Source organism: Phycisphaerales bacterium (assembly GCA_035627955.1).
Classification (GTDB): Bacteria; Planctomycetota; Phycisphaerae; order Phycisphaerales; family UBA1924; genus JAEYTB01.
Map to the genome: position 1 here is coordinate 1 of DASPKU010000006.1, position 21,335 is coordinate 21,335.

General features: G+C 69.0%; 16 protein-coding genes. 3 read left to right on the forward strand and 13 right to left on the reverse strand.

Annotation, left to right across the window (positions count from 1 at the left end):
- The 4 genes from VD997_04475 to VD997_04490 all read right to left on the reverse strand — a co-directional run.
- Positions 1–1,333, reverse strand: a 1,333-nt coding sequence (locus VD997_04475; protein HYE61231.1) for a CHASE3 domain-containing protein, incomplete at its 3' end; no start/stop codon positions are given.
- A gap of 33 nt (positions 1,334–1,366) precedes the next feature.
- Positions 1,367–2,260 carry a DNA methyltransferase gene (locus VD997_04480; protein ID HYE61232.1) on the reverse strand — a complete coding sequence of 298 codons (894 nt, stop codon included), beginning with the start codon at positions 2,258–2,260 and terminating at the stop codon, positions 1,367–1,369.
- Positions 2,257–3,330 (reverse strand): bifunctional oligoribonuclease/PAP phosphatase NrnA, encoded by a 1,074-nt coding sequence (locus VD997_04485; GenBank protein ID HYE61233.1) that lies wholly within the window; start codon positions 3,328–3,330, stop codon positions 2,257–2,259. The genes VD997_04480 and VD997_04485 overlap by 4 nt, the downstream gene beginning before the upstream one ends.
- Entirely contained in the window at positions 3,327–4,319 is a 993-nt protein-coding gene (locus tag VD997_04490) for a bifunctional riboflavin kinase/FMN adenylyltransferase (GenBank protein HYE61234.1), read from the reverse strand. Before VD997_04490 ends, VD997_04485 begins: the two co-directional genes overlap by 4 nt.
- A gap of 84 nt (positions 4,320–4,403) precedes the next feature.
- Between VD997_04490 and VD997_04495 the strand changes: the two genes are divergently transcribed.
- Complete coding sequence (locus tag VD997_04495; GenBank protein ID HYE61235.1) at positions 4,404–4,973, forward strand: DUF2007 domain-containing protein; 570 nt, start codon at positions 4,404–4,406, stop codon at positions 4,971–4,973.
- Positions 4,974–5,045: 72 nt separating this feature from the next.
- Here VD997_04495 and VD997_04500 read toward each other — a convergent pair whose 3' ends face one another.
- Both VD997_04500 and VD997_04505 read right to left on the reverse strand, forming a co-directional pair.
- Complete coding sequence (locus tag VD997_04500; protein ID HYE61236.1) at positions 5,046–6,530, reverse strand: dihydrolipoamide acetyltransferase family protein; 1,485 nt, start codon at positions 6,528–6,530, stop codon at positions 5,046–5,048.
- 95 nt (positions 6,531–6,625) lie between these two features.
- Complete coding sequence (locus VD997_04505) at positions 6,626–7,744, reverse strand: CvpA family protein (protein ID HYE61237.1); 1,119 nt, start codon at positions 7,742–7,744, stop codon at positions 6,626–6,628.
- A gap of 202 nt (positions 7,745–7,946) precedes the next feature.
- Between VD997_04505 and VD997_04510 the strand changes: the two genes are divergently transcribed.
- The gene (locus VD997_04510) at positions 7,947–9,254 is read left to right on the forward strand and encodes a hypothetical protein (protein ID HYE61238.1); all 1,308 of its coding nucleotides are present in this window, start codon (positions 7,947–7,949) and stop codon (positions 9,252–9,254) included.
- Positions 9,255–9,313: 59 nt separating this feature from the next.
- Here VD997_04510 and VD997_04515 read toward each other — a convergent pair whose 3' ends face one another.
- The 3 genes from VD997_04515 to VD997_04525 all read right to left on the reverse strand — a co-directional run bounded on the left by VD997_04515 (position 9,314) and on the right by VD997_04525 (position 13,544).
- Positions 9,314–10,162 carry a M48 family metallopeptidase gene (locus tag VD997_04515; GenBank protein ID HYE61239.1) on the reverse strand — a complete coding sequence of 283 codons (849 nt, stop codon included), beginning with the start codon at positions 10,160–10,162 and terminating at the stop codon, positions 9,314–9,316.
- Between the two features lie 62 nt (positions 10,163–10,224).
- Positions 10,225–12,378, reverse strand: coding sequence for an amylo-alpha-1,6-glucosidase (locus VD997_04520; GenBank protein ID HYE61240.1), 2,154 nt, complete (start codon positions 12,376–12,378; stop codon positions 10,225–10,227).
- Positions 12,366–13,544 carry a glycosyltransferase family 4 protein gene (locus VD997_04525; protein ID HYE61241.1) on the reverse strand — a complete coding sequence of 393 codons (1,179 nt, stop codon included), beginning with the start codon at positions 13,542–13,544 and terminating at the stop codon, positions 12,366–12,368. Before VD997_04525 ends, VD997_04520 begins: the two co-directional genes overlap by 13 nt.
- Positions 13,545–13,736: 192 nt before the next feature.
- Here VD997_04525 and preA point away from each other — a divergent pair, with 192 nt between their 5' ends.
- Complete coding sequence (gene preA, locus VD997_04530; protein ID HYE61242.1) at positions 13,737–14,858, forward strand: NAD-dependent dihydropyrimidine dehydrogenase subunit PreA; 1,122 nt, start codon at positions 13,737–13,739, stop codon at positions 14,856–14,858.
- A 42-nt stretch (positions 14,859–14,900) separates the two neighbouring features.
- Here preA and VD997_04535 read toward each other — a convergent pair whose 3' ends face one another.
- The 4 genes from VD997_04535 to VD997_04550 all read right to left on the reverse strand — a co-directional run bounded on the left by VD997_04535 (position 14,901) and on the right by VD997_04550 (position 20,531).
- Positions 14,901–16,412 carry a hypothetical protein gene (locus VD997_04535; protein HYE61243.1) on the reverse strand — a complete coding sequence of 504 codons (1,512 nt, stop codon included), beginning with the start codon at positions 16,410–16,412 and terminating at the stop codon, positions 14,901–14,903.
- 200 nt (positions 16,413–16,612) lie between these two features.
- The gene (locus VD997_04540; GenBank protein ID HYE61244.1) at positions 16,613–18,640 is read right to left on the reverse strand and encodes a glycoside hydrolase family 15 protein; all 2,028 of its coding nucleotides are present in this window, start codon (positions 18,638–18,640) and stop codon (positions 16,613–16,615) included.
- Positions 18,641–18,848: 208 nt separating this feature from the next.
- Positions 18,849–19,163 carry a FliM/FliN family flagellar motor switch protein gene (locus VD997_04545; protein ID HYE61245.1) on the reverse strand — a complete coding sequence of 105 codons (315 nt, stop codon included), beginning with the start codon at positions 19,161–19,163 and terminating at the stop codon, positions 18,849–18,851.
- A gap of 51 nt (positions 19,164–19,214) precedes the next feature.
- Entirely contained in the window at positions 19,215–20,531 is a 1,317-nt protein-coding gene (locus VD997_04550) for a DUF418 domain-containing protein (protein HYE61246.1), read from the reverse strand.
- Positions 20,532–21,335 lie beyond the last annotated feature (804 nt).

The following is a 21,335-nucleotide window of genomic DNA, read 5'->3' on the forward strand; positions in this document are numbered from 1 at the left end:
CCACCCCCTTGTGCACGATCGCCAGGCCGATGCCCGTGCCGGGGTACTGCTCGGTGTTGTGCAGGCGCTCGAACACGCGGAAGATGCGGTCGTGGTGTTCGGGGTCGATTCCAATCCCCTCGTCCCGAACGCTGACCCGCACCACGCCCGCCTGCATGACCGATGTGACCGCCACCCTGGGCGACTCGCCGGGCCTGGTGAACTTCAGCGCATTCGTGATCAGGTTCGTCAGCACCTGCGTCAGCACCACCGACTCCGCCATTACCAGGTCGGGCCCGACGCGCACGTCCACTGGCGGCGGCGTGCCCGCCGGCGGCGTGGCCTGCGCCAGCGCCTGCTCGATCGCCTTTGTCAGAGACACCGGCCGCACCTGCACCTGCGCCCGCGAGAGCCGGCTGTAGTTCAGAAGGTCCTGGATCAGCTGGTCCATCCGCGACGCCGCGGCCTGAATCCTGGCGATATACGCCACCCCTTCCGCCGGCAGCTGCTCCGAGTAGTCCTCGCGCAGGGCCGAGGCAAAGCCATGCACGGATCGCAGCGGCGCCCGCAGGTCGTGCGACACGCTGTACCCGAAGGACTCCAGCCCCTGGTTCGCGTCCTGCAACTCCCTCGTCCGCTCCTGCACCCGCCGCTCCAGCTGTGCATTCGCCGCCCGCGTCGCCTCGTTGGCCCGCACCAGGTCGCGGCTGACCACTACCCCGAGCACCACGAGGGCCACGCACGCGCCCAACGTAATCGCGCTGAGCACCGTCGCGATGGTCCCCGTAGCGCTCGCCGTGCGGTTGCGGGCCTCCAGCAGACGCGCCTCCTCCGCGATGCCCTCTTCCGTCAGCCGCAGGACCTCGACCGTGAGCAGCTTCCCGTCGCCGCGCCGAATCCGCTCGATCGCCGCGTCCTGCTCGCCAGACGCGCGTAGCCGCACCGTGGCCTCGAGGTGCTCCAGCCGGCCCCGCGCGAGCCGTTCCACCTCGGCGATCCGCCGCTGCTGCGAAGGGTTGTCTCTTGTCAGCATGCGGACCGCATCAATCGGCACCATCACCTCGGCCGCGCGAGCGTGGAACTGATCCAGCTCGCCCTGCCCGCCCGTGATGAGGTACCCGCGCTGCGCGCTCTCAGCCCCCAGCAGCCGCGTCCTGATTGTCTCCAGCTGCGCCTGCACCGTGATCGTGTGCTGAACCCACGCCTCGGCCGCCCGGAACCGCGTCACCGCGAAAATGGAGAACAGCCCCGACAGCACCGCCACCACCACGATCGCGATCAGCAGCACCCACCGCCACCCTCCGGGAGTGCCGCCGCCCGCCCCCTCCATGTTGGAAGCGTCCGCCTGTTGCAATCGCGACAAGCGTACCTGACGCGGATGCAGCCTCTATGAACGCCGCTCATCCGGCGTTCGGCGGCTGTCCTTCTTCATGATGAACAGGTAGTTGAAACCGCGGAGAAAGAAGTTCCCCTCCTCCGCCGCCTTCCGCCAGTTGCCCTTGGTCAGCTTCTGGTTGTGCCGCACCACCGCGATGATGTCCACCGGCACGAAGTGCCGCCTCATGATCGCGAACAGCTCGAAGCCGATGGGCATGAACTGCCCCCCGCCCACACCCGCCCCGGCCACGCCCTTCTTCTTGCGGAACGAGTCGCTCACGTACAGGGCCATATACCGGCGGTCCTTCAGCACGCGGCTGATCTCGCCGATCACCTGTGACATGGCCTTGTAGTACGCCGCGCCATCGTCCTCGCCGCCGCTGTCGAGCTTGCCGATGCAGCGGGGGTCGTCCGAATAATCCACGTGCGTCGAATAGGGCGGGTCGATGAACACGAAGTCCGCCGACGCGTCCGGCACCGGGATGCGACGAGCGTCCGCCTGCCGGATGTCCGGGCGCGACGGCGCCAGGTCAAACCCCACACCCTTCCGCCCCGTGTCCTCGCACACATCCAGCGTCGTTCCGCTCCCGCACATCGGGTCGACCACCACATCGTTCTCGCGCGTGTACCGCTGCAGCAGCTGCCAGATGACCCACGAGGGTGTCGCCCCCACGTAGTCCTTGTGCCCCTGCATCGTCCGCAGGCCCTTCCCCGGCGGGCTCGTGTGCGTGTAGTGCTGGCTCGGAAACTCCCACAGCGTCGTCGCAAACACCCGCAGCGTGGGGCGGGACTCCGGCCGCACGCCCCGCGGGTGATCGCCGCGCAGCCGCGCCCCCCGCGCGCCACGCGGCCCACGCCCTGCGCCCGACTCGCCTCCCCCCGAACTCTCGTGCGCCCCGCTCATCCCCTCGTCTGCTCCTGCACCAGGCGGATCACCTCCGCCTTGGTGTCCTCGATGGACTTGTTCGTCCGCGCCCCCGCCGCCCGCACGTGCCCGCCCCCGCCCAGCGCCTTCGCGATGCGGTTGACGTCCACCTCGTGCCCGCTCGCCTTGCTCCGCAGGCTGATCTTCGTGAGGGGCCCCTTCGTGTCCGCCCCCGGCCCGTAGTCGCTCGCCGTGGCCTCTGTGAGCAGGCACGTCACCTCCACCGTCGCGAGCGATTGCCCGAAGTCAACAAAACCGCCCGACTCGCCCGGCTGCGCACCCGTCTCCGCATAGTCCCTCTTCGTCAGGCTCATCAACGCCAGCCGCTCGTTGTCGTGCAGCTCCAGCGTCGCAAGCGCCCGCGACAGCAGCCGCAGCCGCGTCACGCTCTCGCGCTGCTCGACTGCCTGGTACAGCTTCACGTGGTCCGCCCCCGCCTCCAGCAGGTCGCCGGCGGTGACCATCACCCCGCGCGACACATTGCTGTGCCGAAACCACCCCGTGTCCGTGCACAGCCCCAGGTACAGCGGCTCCGCCACATCAGCCGGCAGCTTCGTGCGGTCCGCGACACCCAGCAAGATGCGGCACAGCTCCGCCACCGGCTGGCACACCGCCGCGGCGCCCGTGTCAATCACGCGGTGCCCCGCCACCTCCGGGTCGCCCTGCACATGGTGATCCACCAGCACCGTCATCTCGCGCCGGGGCCCTAGCCACTGGTGCACCGCCTCCAGCTGCGACCACGACCCGGTGTCGAGCACCGCGACCGCATCCACACCCTCCACCTCCGGCGGCCCATTCTCCGCCAGTGCGCGGTAGGGAGTGTCCCCCGCCACATCCGCCAGCCAGGGCGGCGTTGGCCCGAAGTACCACGCCTCCGCAACCGGTCCCTTCGACCATTCCCGCGGCTTGTTCAGCGCCCGCACCAGCCCCATCGTCGAGCCGATCGCGTCACCATCGGGCTTCACGTGCGTCAGCACCACTACCTTGCGCGCCGCCCGCAGGCGTGCCGCGATCTGCTCCAGCGTCGAGTTCGTAGCCCACGTCGTCAAGCGGTAGTTCCCTGTGGAGTGTTGTTGCTGCCCATGCCGCACATCAGGAAAGAGTGGGGGCGCACCACCGTCCGCCGCTCGTGCACCGCCAGCAGGTCGCGCACGCGCGCGCAGTCGCGCTCGATCTGCCGCACCAGCGACGGCACATCATCGAACTTGAGGTCCTCGCGCACCCACGCGACCAGCTGCACCCGCAGCCGCCAGTTGTACCCCTCGAGCCCCGATGCCGGCGCCTCGAGCACGTACGCCTCCAGCCGCCGCTCCACGCCCTCGAAAGTGGGGCGTGTACCTACGTTCACCGCGCACGCGTACCGGCGCGCATTCGGCAGCACCGCGTACGCCGCGTACACCCCGTCGGCCGGCAGCAGCTGCTCCGTCGAAAGATTGGCCGTGGGGTAGCCGATCGTCCGCCCGCGCTGGTCCCCCTGCCGCACGACACCCGCCACCTCGTACGCCCGTCCCAGCACACGCCCCGCGTCAGCCACCCGCCCCTGGGTGATCAGCCACCGCACGATGCTGCTGCTGGCCCGCACGATCAGGTCGTCGCCCAGCGCGACCTCCACCGGCGGCACCACATCAACCTCGAATCCGAGCTCGCCGCCAAGGGCGCGCAGCGTGTCGTTATTCCCCAACCGCCCCTTGCCGAAGTGGAAGTCGTCACCCTCCACCACAAACCGCGGCCGGTACCGCTCCACCAGCCACACCACGAACTCCCGCGCCGACTTGTTCAGTAGCGACTCGTCCGGCGTGAGCCGCACCACCTCATCCGCCCCCAGCCCGCGCAGCCAAGCCTCCCGCTGCTCGAAGCCCGACAGCCGCGCCGGCGCACTCTGCGGCCGCAGCAGCGTCATCGGGTGCGGATCGAACGACAGCACCCGCACCGGCCCGCCACCCGCCAGTTCACGGCAGCGCCGCACCAGCGCGGCGTGCCCCAGGTGCACGCCGTCGAAGTTGCCGATGGTGACCGCCGTCGCGCCCTCGCTGGACATCGGTCCAAGCGTATCAGCCCCGCCGCACGCCCACGCCCCACTCCGCAGGACCAAGTGATCGGACAGACGACCTACCCTCCCCGCGTGCCGAAGGACCCCGATGAACTTGTCGTGCTCAAGGAAACCCGCACGGAGTTCGAGGCCAGCACCATCGCCGCGTCCCTCGAGGATGCCGGCATCCCCGCCCGGGTCTACACCGGCGCCGCAAACGTGATCCTCGGCGGCGCCAACGTCATCGATTCCGCCAAGGTCATGGTCCGCGCCGCCGACCGCGAGCGTGCCCTCGCCCAGCTTCGCTCCATCAAGCAGGACTCGGTCGACATCGACTGGAGCGAGGTCGACGTCGGCGACACCATCGACCCGCCCGACGCCTTCCCCCTCTGCCCCGCCTGCGGCTTCGACCGCGCCGGCATCCCACCACGCGCCCCCTGCCCCGAGTGCGGCTACGCCGGCATCGCCGCCAACCGCGCCACCCCACGCCGCATGAGCTGGCGCCCGTTCATCCGGCGCGCCGGCATGATCCTCATGGCCACCGGCGTGCTCCTCAGCTGGCTCCCCGCGGCCAGACACCCCGCGGTCGCACTGGTGATTGCCGGCGGGGCGGTGTGGCTGATTTTCTGGGGGGACAAGGATAACGGCGACCGCACTCGCTGAGCGCAGTGCGGTCCCAAAGGACCTAGACGACCTATAGGACCTGCAGGACCTATACGACCTATCTTCAGGCCCTCACCCCCGCGCCGGCCCCAGCAGCCCATCAGGCTCCTGCAGCAGCCTGATCACCTCCGCCAGCGCCAGCGCCGCCGTGGCCCCGTCCACCACGCGGTGGTCGCACGCCAGCGACAGCGGCAGCAGCAGCCCCACGCGGAACGACCCCTTGTTCACCACCATCCCCTCGCGCCCGCGTCCCACGGCCAGGATGCCGACCTCCGGGTAGTTGATGATCGGCGTCGCAAACCGCCCCGCGTGGCTCCCGACATTCGAGATCGTGAACGTCGAGCCCATCAGCTGCTCGCGCGGGATGCTCCGCGTACGGGCCGCGTCCGCGATCTGCGAAATCGCCCGCCCAATCTCCAGCACGCCAAGGCGGTCGGTATCCCGGATCACCGGCACCATCAGCCCCGTGTCCGTGTCCGTCGCGATGCCCAGGCTCACGCTGCGGTGCTGCACGATCTCCTCGGCCTTGTCGTCCGTGGTGCTGTTGAGCACGCGGAACCGCGGGTCCTGCAGCACGCGGCACACCGCGCTCGCCACGAACGGAAGGAACGACACCTTCTCCCCGCTCGCCGCGGCCAGCTTGCGACGCAGGCTGTCCAGCGCCGTCACGTCCGCCTCGTCCATCACCGTGAAGTGCACCGTCTGCGCGATCGACTCCTTCAGCCGGTTCGCGATCGTCCGCCGCACGCCGCGGAACGGAATCCGCGTGGTCTCATCCTGTGTGCCACGAGCATGGCACTGCATGCTCGTGCTCCCCCCGCTCACCGCCGCCGGCACGCGCGGAGCCGGCGCACTCCGCCGATCCGCCACCACGCTGCTGTGCGGCTCGCTCGCGTCCATCGGAGCCACATCGCTGTGCCCGGCGTGACCACCATGTCCGCGCGACGGAGCAGCAGCCCGACCGCCGCCGCCAGCCATTGCCCGCACATCCTTCTCCAGCACCCGCCCACCAATACCCGTGCCGCTGCACGTATCGATGTCCACGCCAAGGTCCCGCGCCAGGCGCCGCACCGCCGGCGTCGCCAGCGCCTTCCCCGGCGCCGCCGAAACCCCGCCCAGCGACCCGCTCATCTGACCCACCACCGTCCCCGCATCCTCGCGCTCCCCCGCGGGCTCCGCCACTGGCGACGGCGCTGCCGCCGGCGCATGCGTCCCATTGGACGAAGCCTTGCTCTTCTCCGCCTTCGGCTCGCTCATCCGCCCCGCCGCCGGACCGCTCGAGGCCGCCCCACCCGCACCCTCGTACGTCACCAGCGGATTCCCCACATGCAGGATCTCCCCCGGCTTGCCGTGCAGGGCCGCGATCACGCCCGTCCGCGGGCTGGGCACCTCCACCAGCGCCTTATCCGTCTCCATCTCCGCGAGGATGTCGTGCTCGTTGACCTTCTGCCCGACCTCCACCCGCCACTTGATCAGCTCGGCCTCGTGAACGCCCTCGCCGAGGTCGGGCAGGATGAAGTCGTTGGGGTTGCCGGTGGACTTGCCTGGGTGAGCCATGACGTTCCTCAGTACGAAGACCCCGCCCGCCCCCACAGATGAGGCGACCCGGGCAGGGCCAAGTTTAGCGTCAAGGCTGTGTCGGTTCTCTGTCGTTAGCGCCGCGACGGCGGGGCCGCCGGCGTCCGAGGCAGCCCGATGCGGGCCTTGGCCTCGCCGATCGCCGCCACCAGCCGCTCGGCCCTTGGGCTCAGGTCCGCCACCACGGTCGTCTGGTCGAACACCTCAAGGATCGTGCGGCTCTTGAGCACCTGGTTGAGCACCTCGACGCTCACGCCCTGGTCCTTCAGCACGCCCGTCAGCTCCGCGTCCGCGCCGATCCGCTCCCGCGCCTGATTGACGCTGGGCAGGCTCGCGAGCTCCTGCATCACCGGCGTGCCCATGAAGTACTCCATCGCGTCCTCATCCCGCGCCACCGCGATGAAGTCGTTCGCCAGCGACAGCAGCCGCGAGCCCTCGATCGGGTTCGTCGCCTCCGCCACTTTCCCCAGCGAAGAGTCCCGCACCCGCCCCGCGAACGACCGAATCCCCTCCGCCACCGGGCTCGCGGTCTCCGCATCCGCCTCCGCCAGTTGCGTCGCCGCGATCGGCTCCAGCGCCAGCGGCGTCCACAGGATGGCCATGCCCAGGATGATGCCCTCGATAAGCCCCAGCCCCGCGCCCGCGATCGAGTTCCACCGGACCCACCCCGGGTGCTTCTTCAGCTGCCGCTTCGCCACCACGCTCACCAGCACCGACCCGACGATTACGATCAGCAGCCCTACGAGTGCCACCGCCACCATCCGGTTCAGCAGCCCGTCGTTGCCCGTGAACCCCGCCGTCACACCCTCGAGCGCCCGCCCCATCGGCGGCGCCACGATCACCGCGACCAGCGACGAAGCCACGATCCCCACCAGCTCGCTCGCCCCGCGCCACAGCCCCTGCAGCATCCCAAGGCACATCACGCACGCGACGATCTTCACCGGCGCGCTGCCCAGCAGCAGCGTCAGGATCACGATGAACACCGCCGCCGCCACGATCGCGATCCGCAGCTTCTGGTCCAGCGGCTCTCTCGACCCCGCCGCGACCTTCACCTTCTCAATCACCTGCGCCCGCTCCGCCGCCTTGCTCGCCGCCCGCGCCTTCGCGCGCTCAAGCTCCAGCTCGGCCTCGCGAGCCTCGATGCTCAATCGCGGCACTCGCGCCGCGGCGGGTTTAGTGGTCTGGTCGGGCATGGTGTCGTGGGCACAGGGCCCTGCCGCGTTCCGCGGCCGCACCCCTTCCCTTCGCACCCCAGCATACCACCGGAGATGCCCACCGCGGAGTGATTATGCACGACGAGTGCGCCAGCCTGTTCGTGAGCGGCGGCAACGCGTCCTGTAATCACCCGAGCACTTTTCCGTAGAATCGTGCTCCACCCCGTTTGGAGGCCCGCCCATGCGTCCTTCCGCTCTCATCGCCATCGCCGCCGCTCTCTCCCTCGCCCCGGCAACTCTTGCGCAGGCCCAGCCCGGGACCAAGGGAGAGCCCAAGTCCGTCGACGCCGTGCGCCCCACCTCGACGGGGGCGGTCCCGCAGGCGACCCTCGACGACTTCATCTCCGGCTTCAACGGCGACAAGGACGCCATGGGCCGCGCCATGAAGGCCACCGACGACATCCTCGCCAAGGACCCCAACAACGTCGAGGCCCTCGCCTGGAACTCCTCGGGCAAGGCCGCCCAGTGCGGCGACGCCTTCCAGTCCGGCGACTTCCGCAAGGGCATGCAGCTCTGGAGCGAGGGCAAGAGCGGCCTCAACAAGGCCGTCAGCCTCGCCCCCGACAACGTCTCTGTCCGCATCGTCCGCGGCAAGACCATGCTCGAGTCCTCCCTGCACGACCCCATGCCCGCCTCCAGCAAGGAGGCCGCCGAAACAGCAGTGGGGGACCTCGAGACCGCGCTCGAGCTCTTCGGCAAGAACCTCGACGCCGTCGACGCCGCGTTCAAGCAGGAGATGTACGCGTGGCTCTACCAGGCCGCGTCCAAGGCCGGCGACGCCGAGAAGGCCGAGAAGTACAAGAAGCTCGCGGGCGACAAGGCCACCGACGCCATGGCCCGCCTGAACCAGAGCGCCGAGAACACGGTCATCGAGTCGGCCAAGGCCGCGCTCGTGATCCTCGACTCCCCGCTCGTGCAGGAGATCAAGCCCGACCTGCTTGCGGGCCTCCGCTCACCGGCCAAGCTCGACGCCGTCATCAGCGTGCTCGACAAAAAAATCGACTCCAAGCCCGACGACGCCGCCGCCATCGCCTGGCGCGGCTTCACCCGCGTCCTCCGCACCGGCTCTATTTTCGCGCAGAGCAAGATCGAGGACGCCGGGCGCGCCTGGGAGAAGGGCCTCAACGAGATCAACGCCGCGGCCTCCACCGACGCCACCAACCGCGACGCCATCCTCCTCCGCGCCGTCACCAACCTCGAAAAGGCCCGGCGCGAGTCCGACGCCGACCAGCGTGCCACCGCCCGCCAGAAGTCCCTCACCGACCTCGACCGCTTCGCGCGCCTGCTCAAGGACAACAACATCACGCTGAGCCCCGAAGCCCAGGCCGCCCTCCACGTCACCAGCGCCCGCGTCCACCTGATGAACGGCGACACCAAGAGAGCGCGCGCCGAGCTGACGGCCGCCACCAAGGCCGACGCAAGCGACCTCACTGCCCGCCGCGCCAAGACCATGACCGAGATCGCCGAGATGATCGAAGCGCGAAAGTGATCGTGCGATCACTCCCCCGACTCCTATGACTCCCATGAGTCCTATGAGTCCTGTCGCTCCTACTTCTGCAACCCCTCCGGCACCCCCTCCGGGAACTCCTCCGCGATCGCCCGCTCGATCTCCTTGATCCGGTTCCCGGGGTTGGGGTGCGTCTGCGAAAACTCCGGCCGGTTGCTCGGCCCGCCGCTCGCCTGCTCGAGAATCCGCATCACCTCGATCATCGCCCGCGGGTCATACCCCGCCTTCACCATGAACCGCACCCCCAGCCGGTCGCTCTCCAGCTCGTGCTCGCGCGAGTACTTCAGCAGCGCGAACTGACCCACGAACGACGCCACCGCCGCGGCCGTGTACCCCCCGCCCCGCGAGTCACTCGCCCCAACCACCGCCGCCCCCGTCAGCCCCTGCGTCAGTTTCGCTTTCGCCATCTGCTCGCTGCTGTGACGCGCCAGCACGTGCCCCGCCTCGTGCCCCAGCACGCCCGCGAGCTGCCCCCGCGTCTCCAGCCTCGTCAGCAGCGCCTCCGTGATGAAGATCTGCCCGCCCGGCAGCGCGAACGCGTTCACTGTCTTGGGGTCCGCCAGCAGGTGGAAGTCAAACCGGTACGTCCCCGCCGCGTCGCCCACCGCCTGCAGAATCTCAAACCCCACGTCCTTCACCAGCCGCGTCCCCTCCGCGCTCCGCGACAACCCGCCAAACTGCGCGGCCATCTCCGGCGCCGCCTGCAACCCCAGCGCCACCTCCTGGTCCGCCGTCAGCGCCAGGGACTGCTTCCGCCCCGTCACCGGGTTCAGCGCCCGGTTCCCGAAGTACCCGACCACCGACACCAGCGCAATCACCACCGCGATGATGATCCGCGGGCTCAACCCAATCCCCCGCCCCCGCCCGCGCCGACCCAGTGCAAACGCCATCTCAGCCTCCTTGCCTTCTGTCTCCGCTTTCCGGTTTCCGCTTTCCGGTTTCCGGTTTCGACCTACTTCCTCACCACCACATCCAGGTTCCCCGCCTTCCGATCTACCACCACCTGCACCCCGCCCCGGTTCCGCCGCAGCCGGATGTCCGCCACGTGCGGCCCCACCCGCACGTTCCGCAGCATCAGGTCCTCCACGCACGCCGGCAGCATCGGCCGATCAAACCGCACCAGCCCGTGCACCCCATCGACCACCAGCCCCAGGCACGCCTCCAGCAGCATGAACACGCTCCCCGCGGCCCACGCCTGCGGCGAGCACGCAACCGGGTAGGGCGTCGGCCCACGCCCCGGCCGCCGCTCAAACCCGCAGCACACCTCCGGCAGCCGGTGCAGATCAATCATCGACGCCGCCTCGAACCACGCTCGGAAAAGCGCCAGCGCCGCATCCCGGAACTCGTACCGCGCGAACCCCGCCCCGATGATCCCGTTGTCGTGCGGCCAGATGCTCCCGTTGTGGTAGCTCATCGGGTTGTACCGCGCCGCCCCCTTCACGATCGTCCGGATCCCCCACCCCGTGAACATCTTCGGGCTCATCAGCTGATCCCGCACCCGCGCCGCCCGCGCCTCATCCGCGATCCCCGTCCACAGGCAGTGCCCCGCGTTGCTCGACGCCACCCGGCACGGCCGCTTCAGCCCGTCCAGCGCGATCGCGTACGTCCCCAGCTCCTCCACCCAGAACTGCGCCTCGAACTGGGCTTTGAGCCGGTCCGCCTGCTGCATCAGCTCCACCGCCCGCGTGTGGTTCCCCATCATCCGCGCCAGCATCGCCGCCGAGCGCTTGGCCTCGAACACATACCCCTGCACCTCGCACAGCGCAATCGGCGCCGGCGGGAAGGGCCCATCCTCGTGGAAGATCGCGTCGTGCGAGTCCTTCCACCCCTGGTTGCTCAGCCCCTCCTTCGAGCGCTGGGCGTACTCAACGAGCCCGTCCTTATCCACGTCGCCATCGCGGTCGATCCACGCCAGGGCCCGCTCGATATTCGGCCAGATGCTCTCGATCAGCGCCCGGTCCGCCGTCCGCTGGTAGTACGCCCCCGCCAGCATCACGAACAGCGGCGTGCTGTCCACGCTCCCGTAGTACTGCGCGAACGGCACCTCCCCCGTCAGCGCCATCTCGTTGGTCCGCCGCTCGTGCAGGATCTTCCCCGGCTCCGCGTCCCGCGCCGAGTCGTACCCGTCCGCCTGCAGCGCCGCCAGGTACCGCAGCACCCCCGCCGCGATCTCAGGGTGCAGGCTCAGCATCTGCATCGCCGTGATGATCCCGTCGCGCCCGAAAACCGTCGAGTACCACGGCACGCCCGCGAAGGGGTACAGCCCGTGCTCCGTTCCCGCCAGCAGCATCCGCACGTCCGCCAGCGACCGCTGCAGCCACGCGTCCATGTGCTCGTCGCTGCTCCGGGCATCCGCCATCGCGCGGAACTGCTCGGCCTCCGCCTGTACCCCCGCGTACGCCTCCTCGAACCTTGGCCCCGCCCCCGCAGACGGCCGGCACCGCACGCTCACGTCCCACCGCCGCTGCGCGTGCGGCTCCAGGTGCGCCACGAACGTCATCTCCCGCGCCGTCACACGGTCCGCCGGCGGCTCGCAGCACACGCGGCTCTGCCGCAAGCGCCCGTCAAGCCCCGTGTACGCGTGCGTCACGCCCGTGTCGTGGAACCCCGGCTCGCCGATCGCCCCCTTGCGAGGCCGCGCCGTGCCGCGCACCTCGAAGATGTCCGTGAAGTCGCACTCGAAGGTCAGCGTCAGGTGCACCGTCACTGGCGACAGCGAGTAGTTGGACACCGTCAGCGCATCGAGCATCGAGTCGTGCAGCACCACCCGCTCGCGCCGGATGTGCAGCGTGCCCCGCTCCAGCACCACCGTTCCGCCCTCGACGATGTCCGGGTTGGTAAGGTCCATCAGCGCGGTCGTGTTGTCCCGCGACACCCCCGCCCCCAGCAGCAGCGGCCGCAGCCCGTTCAGCCGCAGCTCGTACCGCGACAGGTGCCGCATCCCCGCGTGCACCAGCCCCTGGCTCTTCTGCAGCCGCGAGTCGATGTCCCCGGAGTGCCCGAAGATGGCGAACGTGTCGCCCTCCTTCAGCACCAGCGTGGGCTCGTCGCTCAGCTTGGAGCCCAGCACGTAGAAGCGGTCACCGACGTGGATCACCTCGTCCATGCCACGCTCCGGCCCCAGCTGTGCCCCGCCGACCAGTTCCCCCGCGCCGTCGCGTCACGCCCCGCGTGCCCCCCATGCCCTCCCTGCAAACCCGGCACGCTCCAGGCCCCCGCCCCGAAGCTCGCCGTGCGCGCCAGGCTCTGCCGCCCCGCCAGCCGCCGGTACACCTCCAGGTAGTCCCGCGCCATCCGGCGGGCCGTGAACCGCTCCTCGAACCGCTCACGGCAGCGGCGCCGGTCAAAGCTCGACAGCCGCCCGATCGCTTCCACCGCCTCGTCCACCGACTCCACGATGAAGCCCGTCACCCCATGGTCGATGATCTCCGGCACGCTCCCGCGCGGGTACGCAATCACCGGCGTCCCGCACGCCATCGCCTCGATCATCACCAGCCCGAACGGCTCGGGCCAGTCGATCGGGAACAGCAGCGCCGCCGCGTTCCCGAAGAAGTCCGTCTTCTGGTGATCCCCGATCTCCCCGATGAAGTGCACGCCGTGCACGTTCAGCATCGGCTTGATCACGCGGTCAAAGTGCTCGTAGTCCGGCTTGTCTACCTTGGCCGCGATGAGCAGCTCCATCCCCGCCGTCTGCGCGATGCGGATCGCCAGGTCCAGCCGCTTCTCCGCTGAGACCCGCCCGCAAAACGCCAGGTACCCGCCCTTGCCCTGTCCATATCGGTACAGGTCGCCAGGCAGCCCGTGATGAACCGTGCCCGCCCAGTTGGCCCACTCCAGCGGGTGCCGCTGCGAGTTGCTGATCGACACCAGCGGCACCTCGCCGTACTCCCGCAGCAGTGGGGGGAGGTCCGGCAGGTCCATCCGCCCGTGCATCGTGAACACGCTGGGTACGCTCAGCCGGCGCGAGAACGTGAACCCCGCCCAGTCGCTGTGGAAGTGCACCAGGTCAAACTCGCGAGCCATCCGCGCCAGCTTCTCGTACATCAAGAGGTGCGGGATCGCCACCTCGGTAAACGTCGGGTGCAGCCGCAGCGCCTTGCTGCACCCCGGCACCAGCCGCGCCCGTGTCTGGCTGTCCCCGCTGGCGAACAGCGTCACCTCGTGACCCTGCGCCACCAGCTCCTCCGTCAACCACGACACCACCCGCTCCGTCCCGCCGTACAGCGGGGGCGGTACGCTCTCGATCAGAGGCGCGACCTGCGCGATACGCATCGGCATCCTCCATGGCCCCGCGGCCAACCTGCCAACACACCGGCCAACACCACGGGGGTGTTTCCCCCGGCCCCACGACCGACAGGGGGTTTGTATCCGCTGCTGGATTCTGCCACCGCCCCGTGAAGCCCGATTCCTGCCGGGTTCACCAAGTCAGGTTCCATCCACCCCGCCGGCTGGTAGTCTTCCCGCATGGCCGACCTCAGCGTCACCGTCGATGGGCTGAAACTCCCCAACCCCTTCGTCATTGGGAGTGGCCCCCCCGGCACCAACGCCAACGTCATCGGCAAGGCCTTCGACGAGGGCTGGGGCGCGGTCATCGCCAAGACCGTCTCGCTCGACGCGGGCAAGGTCATCAATGTCCAGCCGCGCTACGCCCGCATGCGCGTGCAAAAAGAAATCATCGGCTGGCAGAACATCGAGCTCATCTCCGACCGCCCCTTCGACACCTGGATCGAGGAGTTCAAGCAGCTCAAGCAGAAGTACCCCGACCGCGTCCTCATCGCCTCCGTCATGGAGGAGTACCGCAAGGACGCGTGGGTCGAGATTATCGAACGCTGCCAGGAAGCCGGCGTCGACGCGTTTGAGCTCAACTTCTCCTGCCCCCACGGCCTGCCCGAACGCAAGATGGGCTCCGCCATGGGCCAGAACCCCGAGCTCCTCCACGAGGTCTGCTCGTGGGTCAACAGCGCCGCATCCGTCCCCGTGTGGGCCAAGATGACGCCCAACATCACCCATATCGAAGACCCCGCCCGCGCCGCCCTGAAGGCCGGCTGCGAGGGCATCTCCGCGATCAACACCATCCTGTGCGTGATGGGCGTGGACCTGAAGACACTCCGCCCCGAGCCCACCGTCGAGGGCTACACCACGCCCGGCGGCTACTCCTGCCGCGCCGTCCGCCCGATCGCCCTCCGCATGGTCATGGAATGCGAACGCATGATGCAGCGGGAGTTTCCCGGCCGTTCCCTCTCCGCCATCGGCGGCGTTGAGACCGGCGAGGACGCCGCGCAGTTCATCCTCTTAGGCGCCGACACCGTCCAGGTCTGTACCGGCGTCATGATCCACGGCTACAAGCTCATCCACGAACTCACCAAAGGCCTCTCCGCCTTCATGGACGCCCACGGCTTCAAGTCGATCACCGACTTCCGCGGCCACTCCCTCCAGTACTTCACCACCCACGCGGACCTCGTGCAGCGCCAAGCCGCGGCCCGCGCCGCCGACCGCGCCCGCGTCGACGGCATGGTCACCAAAGACACCCAGTGGACCGGCGACCAGTTCGTCGAACAAAGCCAGAAGCTCGTGTCGAACCAGTGACGGTGCCACCGAGATGTCCTCATCTCGGTGGTCTTCCGTGGCTCAGCACGCGCCTCCACCCAGCACCCTGAAGAACGCTTCAATGTCCTGATCCGTCCCGGTATCCCCATCCCCGTTGAAGTCCGCCCCATAAGAGTTGCAGGTCGCGCAGCAGTGCCCGCCGATGCACGCGAAGAACGCCTCGATGTCCTGATCGGTCCCGCTGTCACCATCGCCGTTGAAGTCCGACGTCCCGCACAGCGGCGCTGACGTGATCGCCGCCCACTCCAGCTGCCCCAGCAGGTTCATGCCATCAAAGTTCTGGTGCGCGGCGTCGAACCGGTATTGCGGCTTGAGGATGCCCGCCAGCATGTACCCGCCCGCGTTCAGGGTGTTGATCTGGTCATAGAAACTCCAGCCCTGCTCCTGCGCCAGCTCGCGGTACGCCTGCGTCCACCGCGCCGACCGCGAGCCCGGCCCGGTGATCTCCCCCGCGCTCGGCCACGGACCAACCAGTTCGACGACCACCTCCTGCGCCCCCGCCGCCCGCAGCGCCGCGACCGACCGCTCCACCGCCACCCGCGTGTACGTCCTGATCTCCGCCACGTTCTGCTCGTACTGGAAGTTCAGGGTCGGGTTCGCCCCAACCTCCCACCGCAGCAGCACCGTGGGTGAACGCATCGTGTGCGCGTACCACTCCGACAGTTCCGCCTCGCCGTACTTCCAGTCCGGGTTGTACACCCCGTCCACCCACATCGGGAGATGGTCCGTCAGCGACCAGCCGCCCTGCGCCACCACCCCCAGCACGCACCCCGAGTTCCCCGCGTAGTTGATCCGCGTCCCCAGCCAGTTGTGCCCACGCCCCGCGTACTGGTGCCACTCGCTGAACCGGTACGCCATCACCACCCGCGCGTTCGTCCCTGCTGACCCATCCCCCTCAAGCCGGATGGTCGTGACCCGCGGCGTCGCCGTCGGCGCGCTGGGCACGTCGAACTCCGCGTGCTCCTGCCAGGGCGTCAGCACGTCGCCGTTGAACTCATACCCGAGCACGAGCCCCAGCCACGGACGGTTGTCCGACAGCGCGAAGTATTCCACCGACGCGATCGGCCGCCCCTGCGACGGCTCGCCGCGGTAGTACGTCCCGCCCGGCGCGCCCGTCGAGGTCGAGTGCATCGCGAACCCAGCCGTCGACGCCACGCTCGCGAACAGGGTCGTGTAGAGGTTGTAGTCCGTCCCCGGCTGCACCCACTGCTCGGCGAACGAGCTCGGGTACCGGTTCATGATCCCGCTCCCCGACGACAGCGTCCCCGGCGCCACCACGTTCGCGTTCACGCCTTGCAGCCCGTAAAGCGCCTGTCCGAGGCCGTCCTCGGTCCCCACGTTGGCCGTGTTGCCCTCGCAGTACAGCGCGCTCCATTTGAGGTCCCACTTGCGATAGATCGCCCCCGGCACCCGGTGCCGCGTCCAGCTGCTCCGCGAATCTCCGTAGCAGAGGATCGCGACCGGCTCACTTTCCGACCGCAGCAGCAGCCGCCGCACATTCTCCAGCCGCACGTGCTGCGGCGTCTGTGCCATCGAGAGGGGCGCAACGAAACAAAGACAGGCAACGAAGGCGGGCAGGCGCATACGCCAACCCTACCTGAATCCCCCCCGGAATCCACTGATCAAGCGCTTCAATTGACCGTTATCTGACGCTGCACCGGTCCGCACCACCCATCCCCGCTCCGCGCCACTCCGCTCCCCCTCCGCCCCCTCCGCGTTCAAGCCTTTCCGTCTTACGCCGTCACCTCCTCAGGCACCGCCTCCTCCGGCGACCCTGTTGGCCCGCCAGCCCGTTTCCGCAGCTCCTCGTACTTCCGCGTGTACTCCATCACCACCATCACGTACGTCGCGTGGCTCCACGTGAGCGGCGCCACGCTGATGGGCTCGCCCGTGTAGGGGTGGTGCTGCTCCGCCAGGACGCCCGACTCCTCCGCCCGGTGCACGCACCACTCCAGCAGCCCTTCGGCCTCCTTGAGGTCCTCCACGCTCCGCGCCCGCGCGATCACGTACTGCGCCCGCCACAGCGAGCAGATCACCCACGGGTTGCCCGGCACCTGCTCGATCTTCTCCCGCTCCACCTGGTGGTAGTAGTCGTGCTCGTACCGCGCGTACCCGCCCACGCCCGTCTTCACGCTCAGCCGCCGCTGCATCTCCCGCATCTCGCTCTCGATCATCGGGTCATCGACGTCCATGCCTGCGAACGCGAACAGCGCGTAGTTGGCCGAGTCGCTCGTCATGTCCAGCTTGTAGGTGCTGCTCCCGATCATCGGGAACGCCTGGCGTGCGAACCGCTTCTGCTCGGGGTTCCACAGGTGCTTCTTCATCGCCGCCAGCATCTGCTCGGCGCCCTCGCGGAACATCGCCGCCCGGTCGTACTCGCCGAAGTCCATCGCGAACGCCGCGGCCGCCCGCAGCGCGCCCACCGTCGCCGCCACGGTGAACGTGTGGATCCCGCGCCGCTCCTCCCACAGGTCCCACGTCGGCAGCGGCAGCCCGTGCGGGTCCCTGAACTTCAGCGTCCACTCCGCGGGCCGCACGATCAGCGGCGTGTACAGGCTCTTCACGAACTCCACATCGCGGAACGTCTCGAAGTGCTTCCGCAGGGACCACATCACCAGCGACGTCTCGTCCTGCTGGATCGGCAGCACCCGCTGCCCCTCGATCATCCACGGATGCCAGCTGCTCGCCAGCTCGCCGTTGGGGTTGTACTTGTGCAGGAAGTACGGCTCGCCCTTGAGCGCCCGGGCGCAGTACCGGAAGAAGTTCCGCGACAGCTCGCTCTGCCCGGTCAGAATCAGCGAGTACGCTACCAGCGCCCCGTCCCGTGGCCAGCAGTACGAGTAGTGATCCCCGCCGAACTGCGTGATGTCCGAGTCGTTGGCCGCGATGATCGCGCCGCCGTTGTCGATCTGCGTCCGCAGCACCAGCTGGCTCCGCCGGAACAGGTCCAGCACGCCCGCCGAAAGCCCGCACTCCGCCCCCGCGTCCTTCCGCACCCACAGGTTCCAGTAGGAGGCCGTGCGGGCGATCATCCGGTCCGGCCCCATCTCCTGGATCCGGTGGTTGAGCGCCTTCACCTCGCCGTACGAGTTCCCGCACGCCATCCAGCACGTCACGTACGACCGCCCGTTCGCAGGCACCTGCAGGTTGAACCCGATCGTCGCGTCCACCGAGCCCTGCGAGATCGCGTTGCGGCCCAGCTGCCCGTCCTCGGCGTCGCGCCACGTGCCCTCTGCCCCGCGCACGCGTTTGGTGCCGATCGCCCAGTTGTCGATCCCGCACTTGTTCTCGTCGCACGCGTTGAACAGGAAGTACGCGTCATCCTTATAAATGACCACCGCCGAGGTCGTCGGGTCGTAGTTGGCGGTGTCGCCCACCGGCGTCCCCCGCACCGACAGGTCCCAGTGGCTGAACAGCCGTACGTCCCGCTCCTTGCCCAGCAGGTCGCGCACCACCGCGTGCCGCATGTACACCGGCTCGTGGAAGTCCACGGCGTCGTTGCACACGACCTCGAGCCCCAGCGTCTCGTGCCGCAGCGTGACCTCCGTCACGAGCGTGTCGGGGACGTACTTGAGGGTCCGCTTCCAGCCCGGGTCCTCCACCCACGCGAACTGCCCGTCGACCCACACGCCGAAGCGCTGCACGTGCCCGTCGGTGTGGTCAAACCGCCCGACGTGCGGGTAGTAGATGTCCCGCACGCGGTACAGCCTGTCGAAGGTGACGAGGAGGTCTCCATTCCCAACCGGGATATCACGCGGCATCTCGATTCCCTGAGAAGCCACTGGCAAAGGCCAGTGCGGTTCAAGCGGCTCAAACACAAGCCAGGCAGCAAGCCGGATGAGCCTACACCAACCACGGCCGCGTGGCGTGGGTCTCGGGTTTGAACCGTTTGATCCGGCGCGAAGATGGGCGGCTCAGCGCCCGCCAAACCCCGAGCCCCTCGGCCGCAGCCGCAAGGGGTTACAGGGGTTACGCCGCGGCCACGCCCGCGCCGGTCCCCGACGTCCCGCCGGCCATGGCCTGGAGGCGCGACGCGATGTTGCCCAGGAACGTGATCCGCAGGCCGAAGTTCTCGCCCACCTTCACCGCATGCCCGCACCCGATGACCTTGTTGTTGACCAGCAGGTCGAGCTCGGAATCCGCGTTCTTGGGCAGCTCGATGATCGACCCCGGCACCAGACCCAGGACCTCCTCGACCTCCAGCGTGCGCTCCCCCAGGCGCACCACGATGGGCACTTCTAACTTGAGGATCTGCGAGAGGTTAGCGGCTTGTGCTGAGGTCATGGTGGGCCAAAGTGAGGATGGAAGTGGGGGTCATGTCCGGCGCGCAGCGCGTCACGAGGCCGCTGCCGCAAGCGGCGTGCCAGCCCGCCGCAGCATCGGCTGGGGCCGCAGGTACGTCACCGTCCGCCACAGCCACTCCATCGGCCCGTACAGGAACACCCGCAGCCACACGTTCGCGATCAGCACCACCGCCAGGTAAATCAGCAGCACCAGCACCATCCGCTCCATGCGGGTGGTCTCGCCAAACCACTGGAGGCCCCAGTGGTAGAACAGGGCGGTCGCGATGACGCTCTCCAGGAGGTAGCTGGTCAGCCCCATCCGGCCGGCCTTTGACACCGTGCCCTTGAGCGCCGACAAGGCCGCGCTGTGAGCGAAGAGCATCAGCGCCCCCACATAGCCGAGGCTGGTCGCGATCGCCCCCGCGCCGCCGAGCAGCCCAGCGCCGAACATCACGAGCGGCCCGGGCTTGTCGCCCATCATCAGGTGAGCCCCGGACGCCATTGCCAGCCCGACCGGCAATGACACCGCCGCGAGCCGCCGGTGCCACGCCGCCCGCGAGGGCGTGAAGAACCCCAGCTTGTACAGCGCCACCCCCGTCAGGAACAGCGCCCAGATGCCCCAGCCCATCCCGATCAGCATGATGAACAGGATGAACGCGAAGCTCAGCGCCCGGAAGTAAAACGCCTGCGCCCACGGCCCCTCCCGCATCGCCTCGGTCTCGGGCATGGTCCACAGCGGGTCCTGCGGCCCGGCCTTGATCTGCCCCGACGCGAACACCTCCCAGAATCGGTCAAACGGCGGCAGCGACGGGTCCAGCATCGCCGCGGCGGCGGCCGCGTCGTTGGGCGGCTGGGCCATTCCGATCGTGACCGCGGCGAAGGCCGCGCTGATCAGCGTTGACAGCGCCAGAATGCACCCCGCCACGATCAGCAGCGTTTTGGGCTTGGCTTTCAGCAGCGGCAGTGTCAGCAGGCCTGCGATCAAGTACGCGAACAGGATGTCGCCGTACCAGATCAGCAGCCCGTGGGCCAGACCCACCACCATCAGGGACAGCAGCCGGCGCACGCCGTAGGCCGTGTAGCTGCGTCCCTGGGCGACCGCCCGCGACCACTGCACCGCCAGGCCGACGCCGAAGAGCATCGAGAAGATGGGGTAGAACTTCGTGGCGCAGAAGACCGCGACAAAGCAGAACGCCGCGGCCCCGGCGCTGCCCTCATCCGCCTCGGGCTTCAGCACGGTGTACGTGCCGAATGCCTCGCCGAACACCTGGATGTTGACGAAGAGGATGCCCAGCAGCGCCACGCCGCGGATGAGGTCGAGCGCGCCGATGCGTTCGGGGCCGGCGGTGGGTGCGAGGGAGTGGCTCATGGCATGAGCTTACTTGGTGGTGACGGCGGGGACGTTGCGGCGCACGAACAGAGGCGGGCGCGTGGAGGCCCGGCGGTGTGGGGTGAGTTGTGGTGGCGGGATCAAGGGGCTGGGAGGCCTGCGGCGGCGAGGAGGTGGGCGGGGGTGTGCTTGCGCTGGTGGCGCGGGAGCGGGAGGTCGTGGGAGTAGGGCGAGAGGAGCGGGATGGGGAGTGCGGGCGTTCGTGGGGGGCGTGTAGGTCTACGTGGTCTTCAAGGTCTTCTGGGTCGGCGAGGTTTGCTTGGGCTGGGGCGGGGGCAGTGGGGGTGTTGGCGGGTGCGGGTTGGTGCGCGGGGGGGCGCGATTGTTGAGGGTGGCGGGGTGGGACGGGCTGTGAGTCGCGGGAGAACCGCTCGTCGTTCGGACGACTCTGGGGCGTCGCTCTGGCATCGCGGGAGGTTGGGGCGGAGAGGGCACCTCGCACGCCGCGGAGGATGGCGGTGGATGCGCGGAGGATGGCGGTGAGGGCGCGGCGCTTCTCGATGGGGTTGTCGGTGGTGGCGGCGAACTTCTCGAGGTCGTCGAGCGCGCGGGTCGTGCGGGTGAGCTCGCGGTGCTCGAGGGCGATTCTGGCGAAGTGGTTGTGGGCGTTAAGCCAGGCCTGCACGGCTTCGGAATGTGCCCATCGCGTGAGCTCGTCCAGCGGTGTCTGAGTCTTGGCGGCGACGGCCGGGAGGTCGGCGTTGAGCTCCAGGAGGGCGCACAGCAGGTGCCGCTGTGGGACTGCTGGGAGTGGTGAGGGCGCGACCATGACGCGAGGAGAAT

Bases quoted from the DNA above. Each gene is read 5' to 3' on its own strand.
- VD997_04520 (HYE61240.1), bottom strand. From the start codon at position 12,378: ATGGACGAGGTGATCCACGTCGGTGACCGCTTCTACGTGCTGGGCTCC.
- VD997_04500 (HYE61236.1), bottom strand. From the start codon at position 6,530: ATGGCTCACCCAGGCAAGTCCACCGGCAACCCCAACGACTTCATCCTG.
- VD997_04490 (HYE61234.1), bottom strand. From the start codon at position 4,319: ATGTCCAGCGAGGGCGCGACGGCGGTCACCATCGGCAACTTCGACGGC.
- preA (HYE61242.1), top strand. From the start codon at position 13,737: ATGGCCGACCTCAGCGTCACCGTCGATGGGCTGAAACTCCCCAACCCC.
- VD997_04535 (HYE61243.1), bottom strand. From the start codon at position 16,412: ATGGCACAGACGCCGCAGCACGTGCGGCTGGAGAATGTGCGGCGGCTG.
- VD997_04515 (HYE61239.1), bottom strand. From the start codon at position 10,162: ATGGCGTTTGCACTGGGTCGGCGCGGGCGGGGGCGGGGGATTGGGTTG.
- VD997_04540 (HYE61244.1), bottom strand. From the start codon at position 18,640: ATGCCGCGTGATATCCCGGTTGGGAATGGAGACCTCCTCGTCACCTTC.
- VD997_04550 (HYE61246.1), bottom strand. From the start codon at position 20,531: ATGAGCCACTCCCTCGCACCCACCGCCGGCCCCGAACGCATCGGCGCG.
- VD997_04510 (HYE61238.1), top strand. From the start codon at position 7,947: ATGCGTCCTTCCGCTCTCATCGCCATCGCCGCCGCTCTCTCCCTCGCC.
- VD997_04480 (HYE61232.1), bottom strand. From the start codon at position 2,260: ATGAGCGGGGCGCACGAGAGTTCGGGGGGAGGCGAGTCGGGCGCAGGG.
- VD997_04545 (HYE61245.1), bottom strand. From the start codon at position 19,163: ATGACCTCAGCACAAGCCGCTAACCTCTCGCAGATCCTCAAGTTAGAA.
- VD997_04525 (HYE61241.1), bottom strand. From the start codon at position 13,544: ATGCGTATCGCGCAGGTCGCGCCTCTGATCGAGAGCGTACCGCCCCCG.
- VD997_04505 (HYE61237.1), bottom strand. From the start codon at position 7,744: ATGCCCGACCAGACCACTAAACCCGCCGCGGCGCGAGTGCCGCGATTG.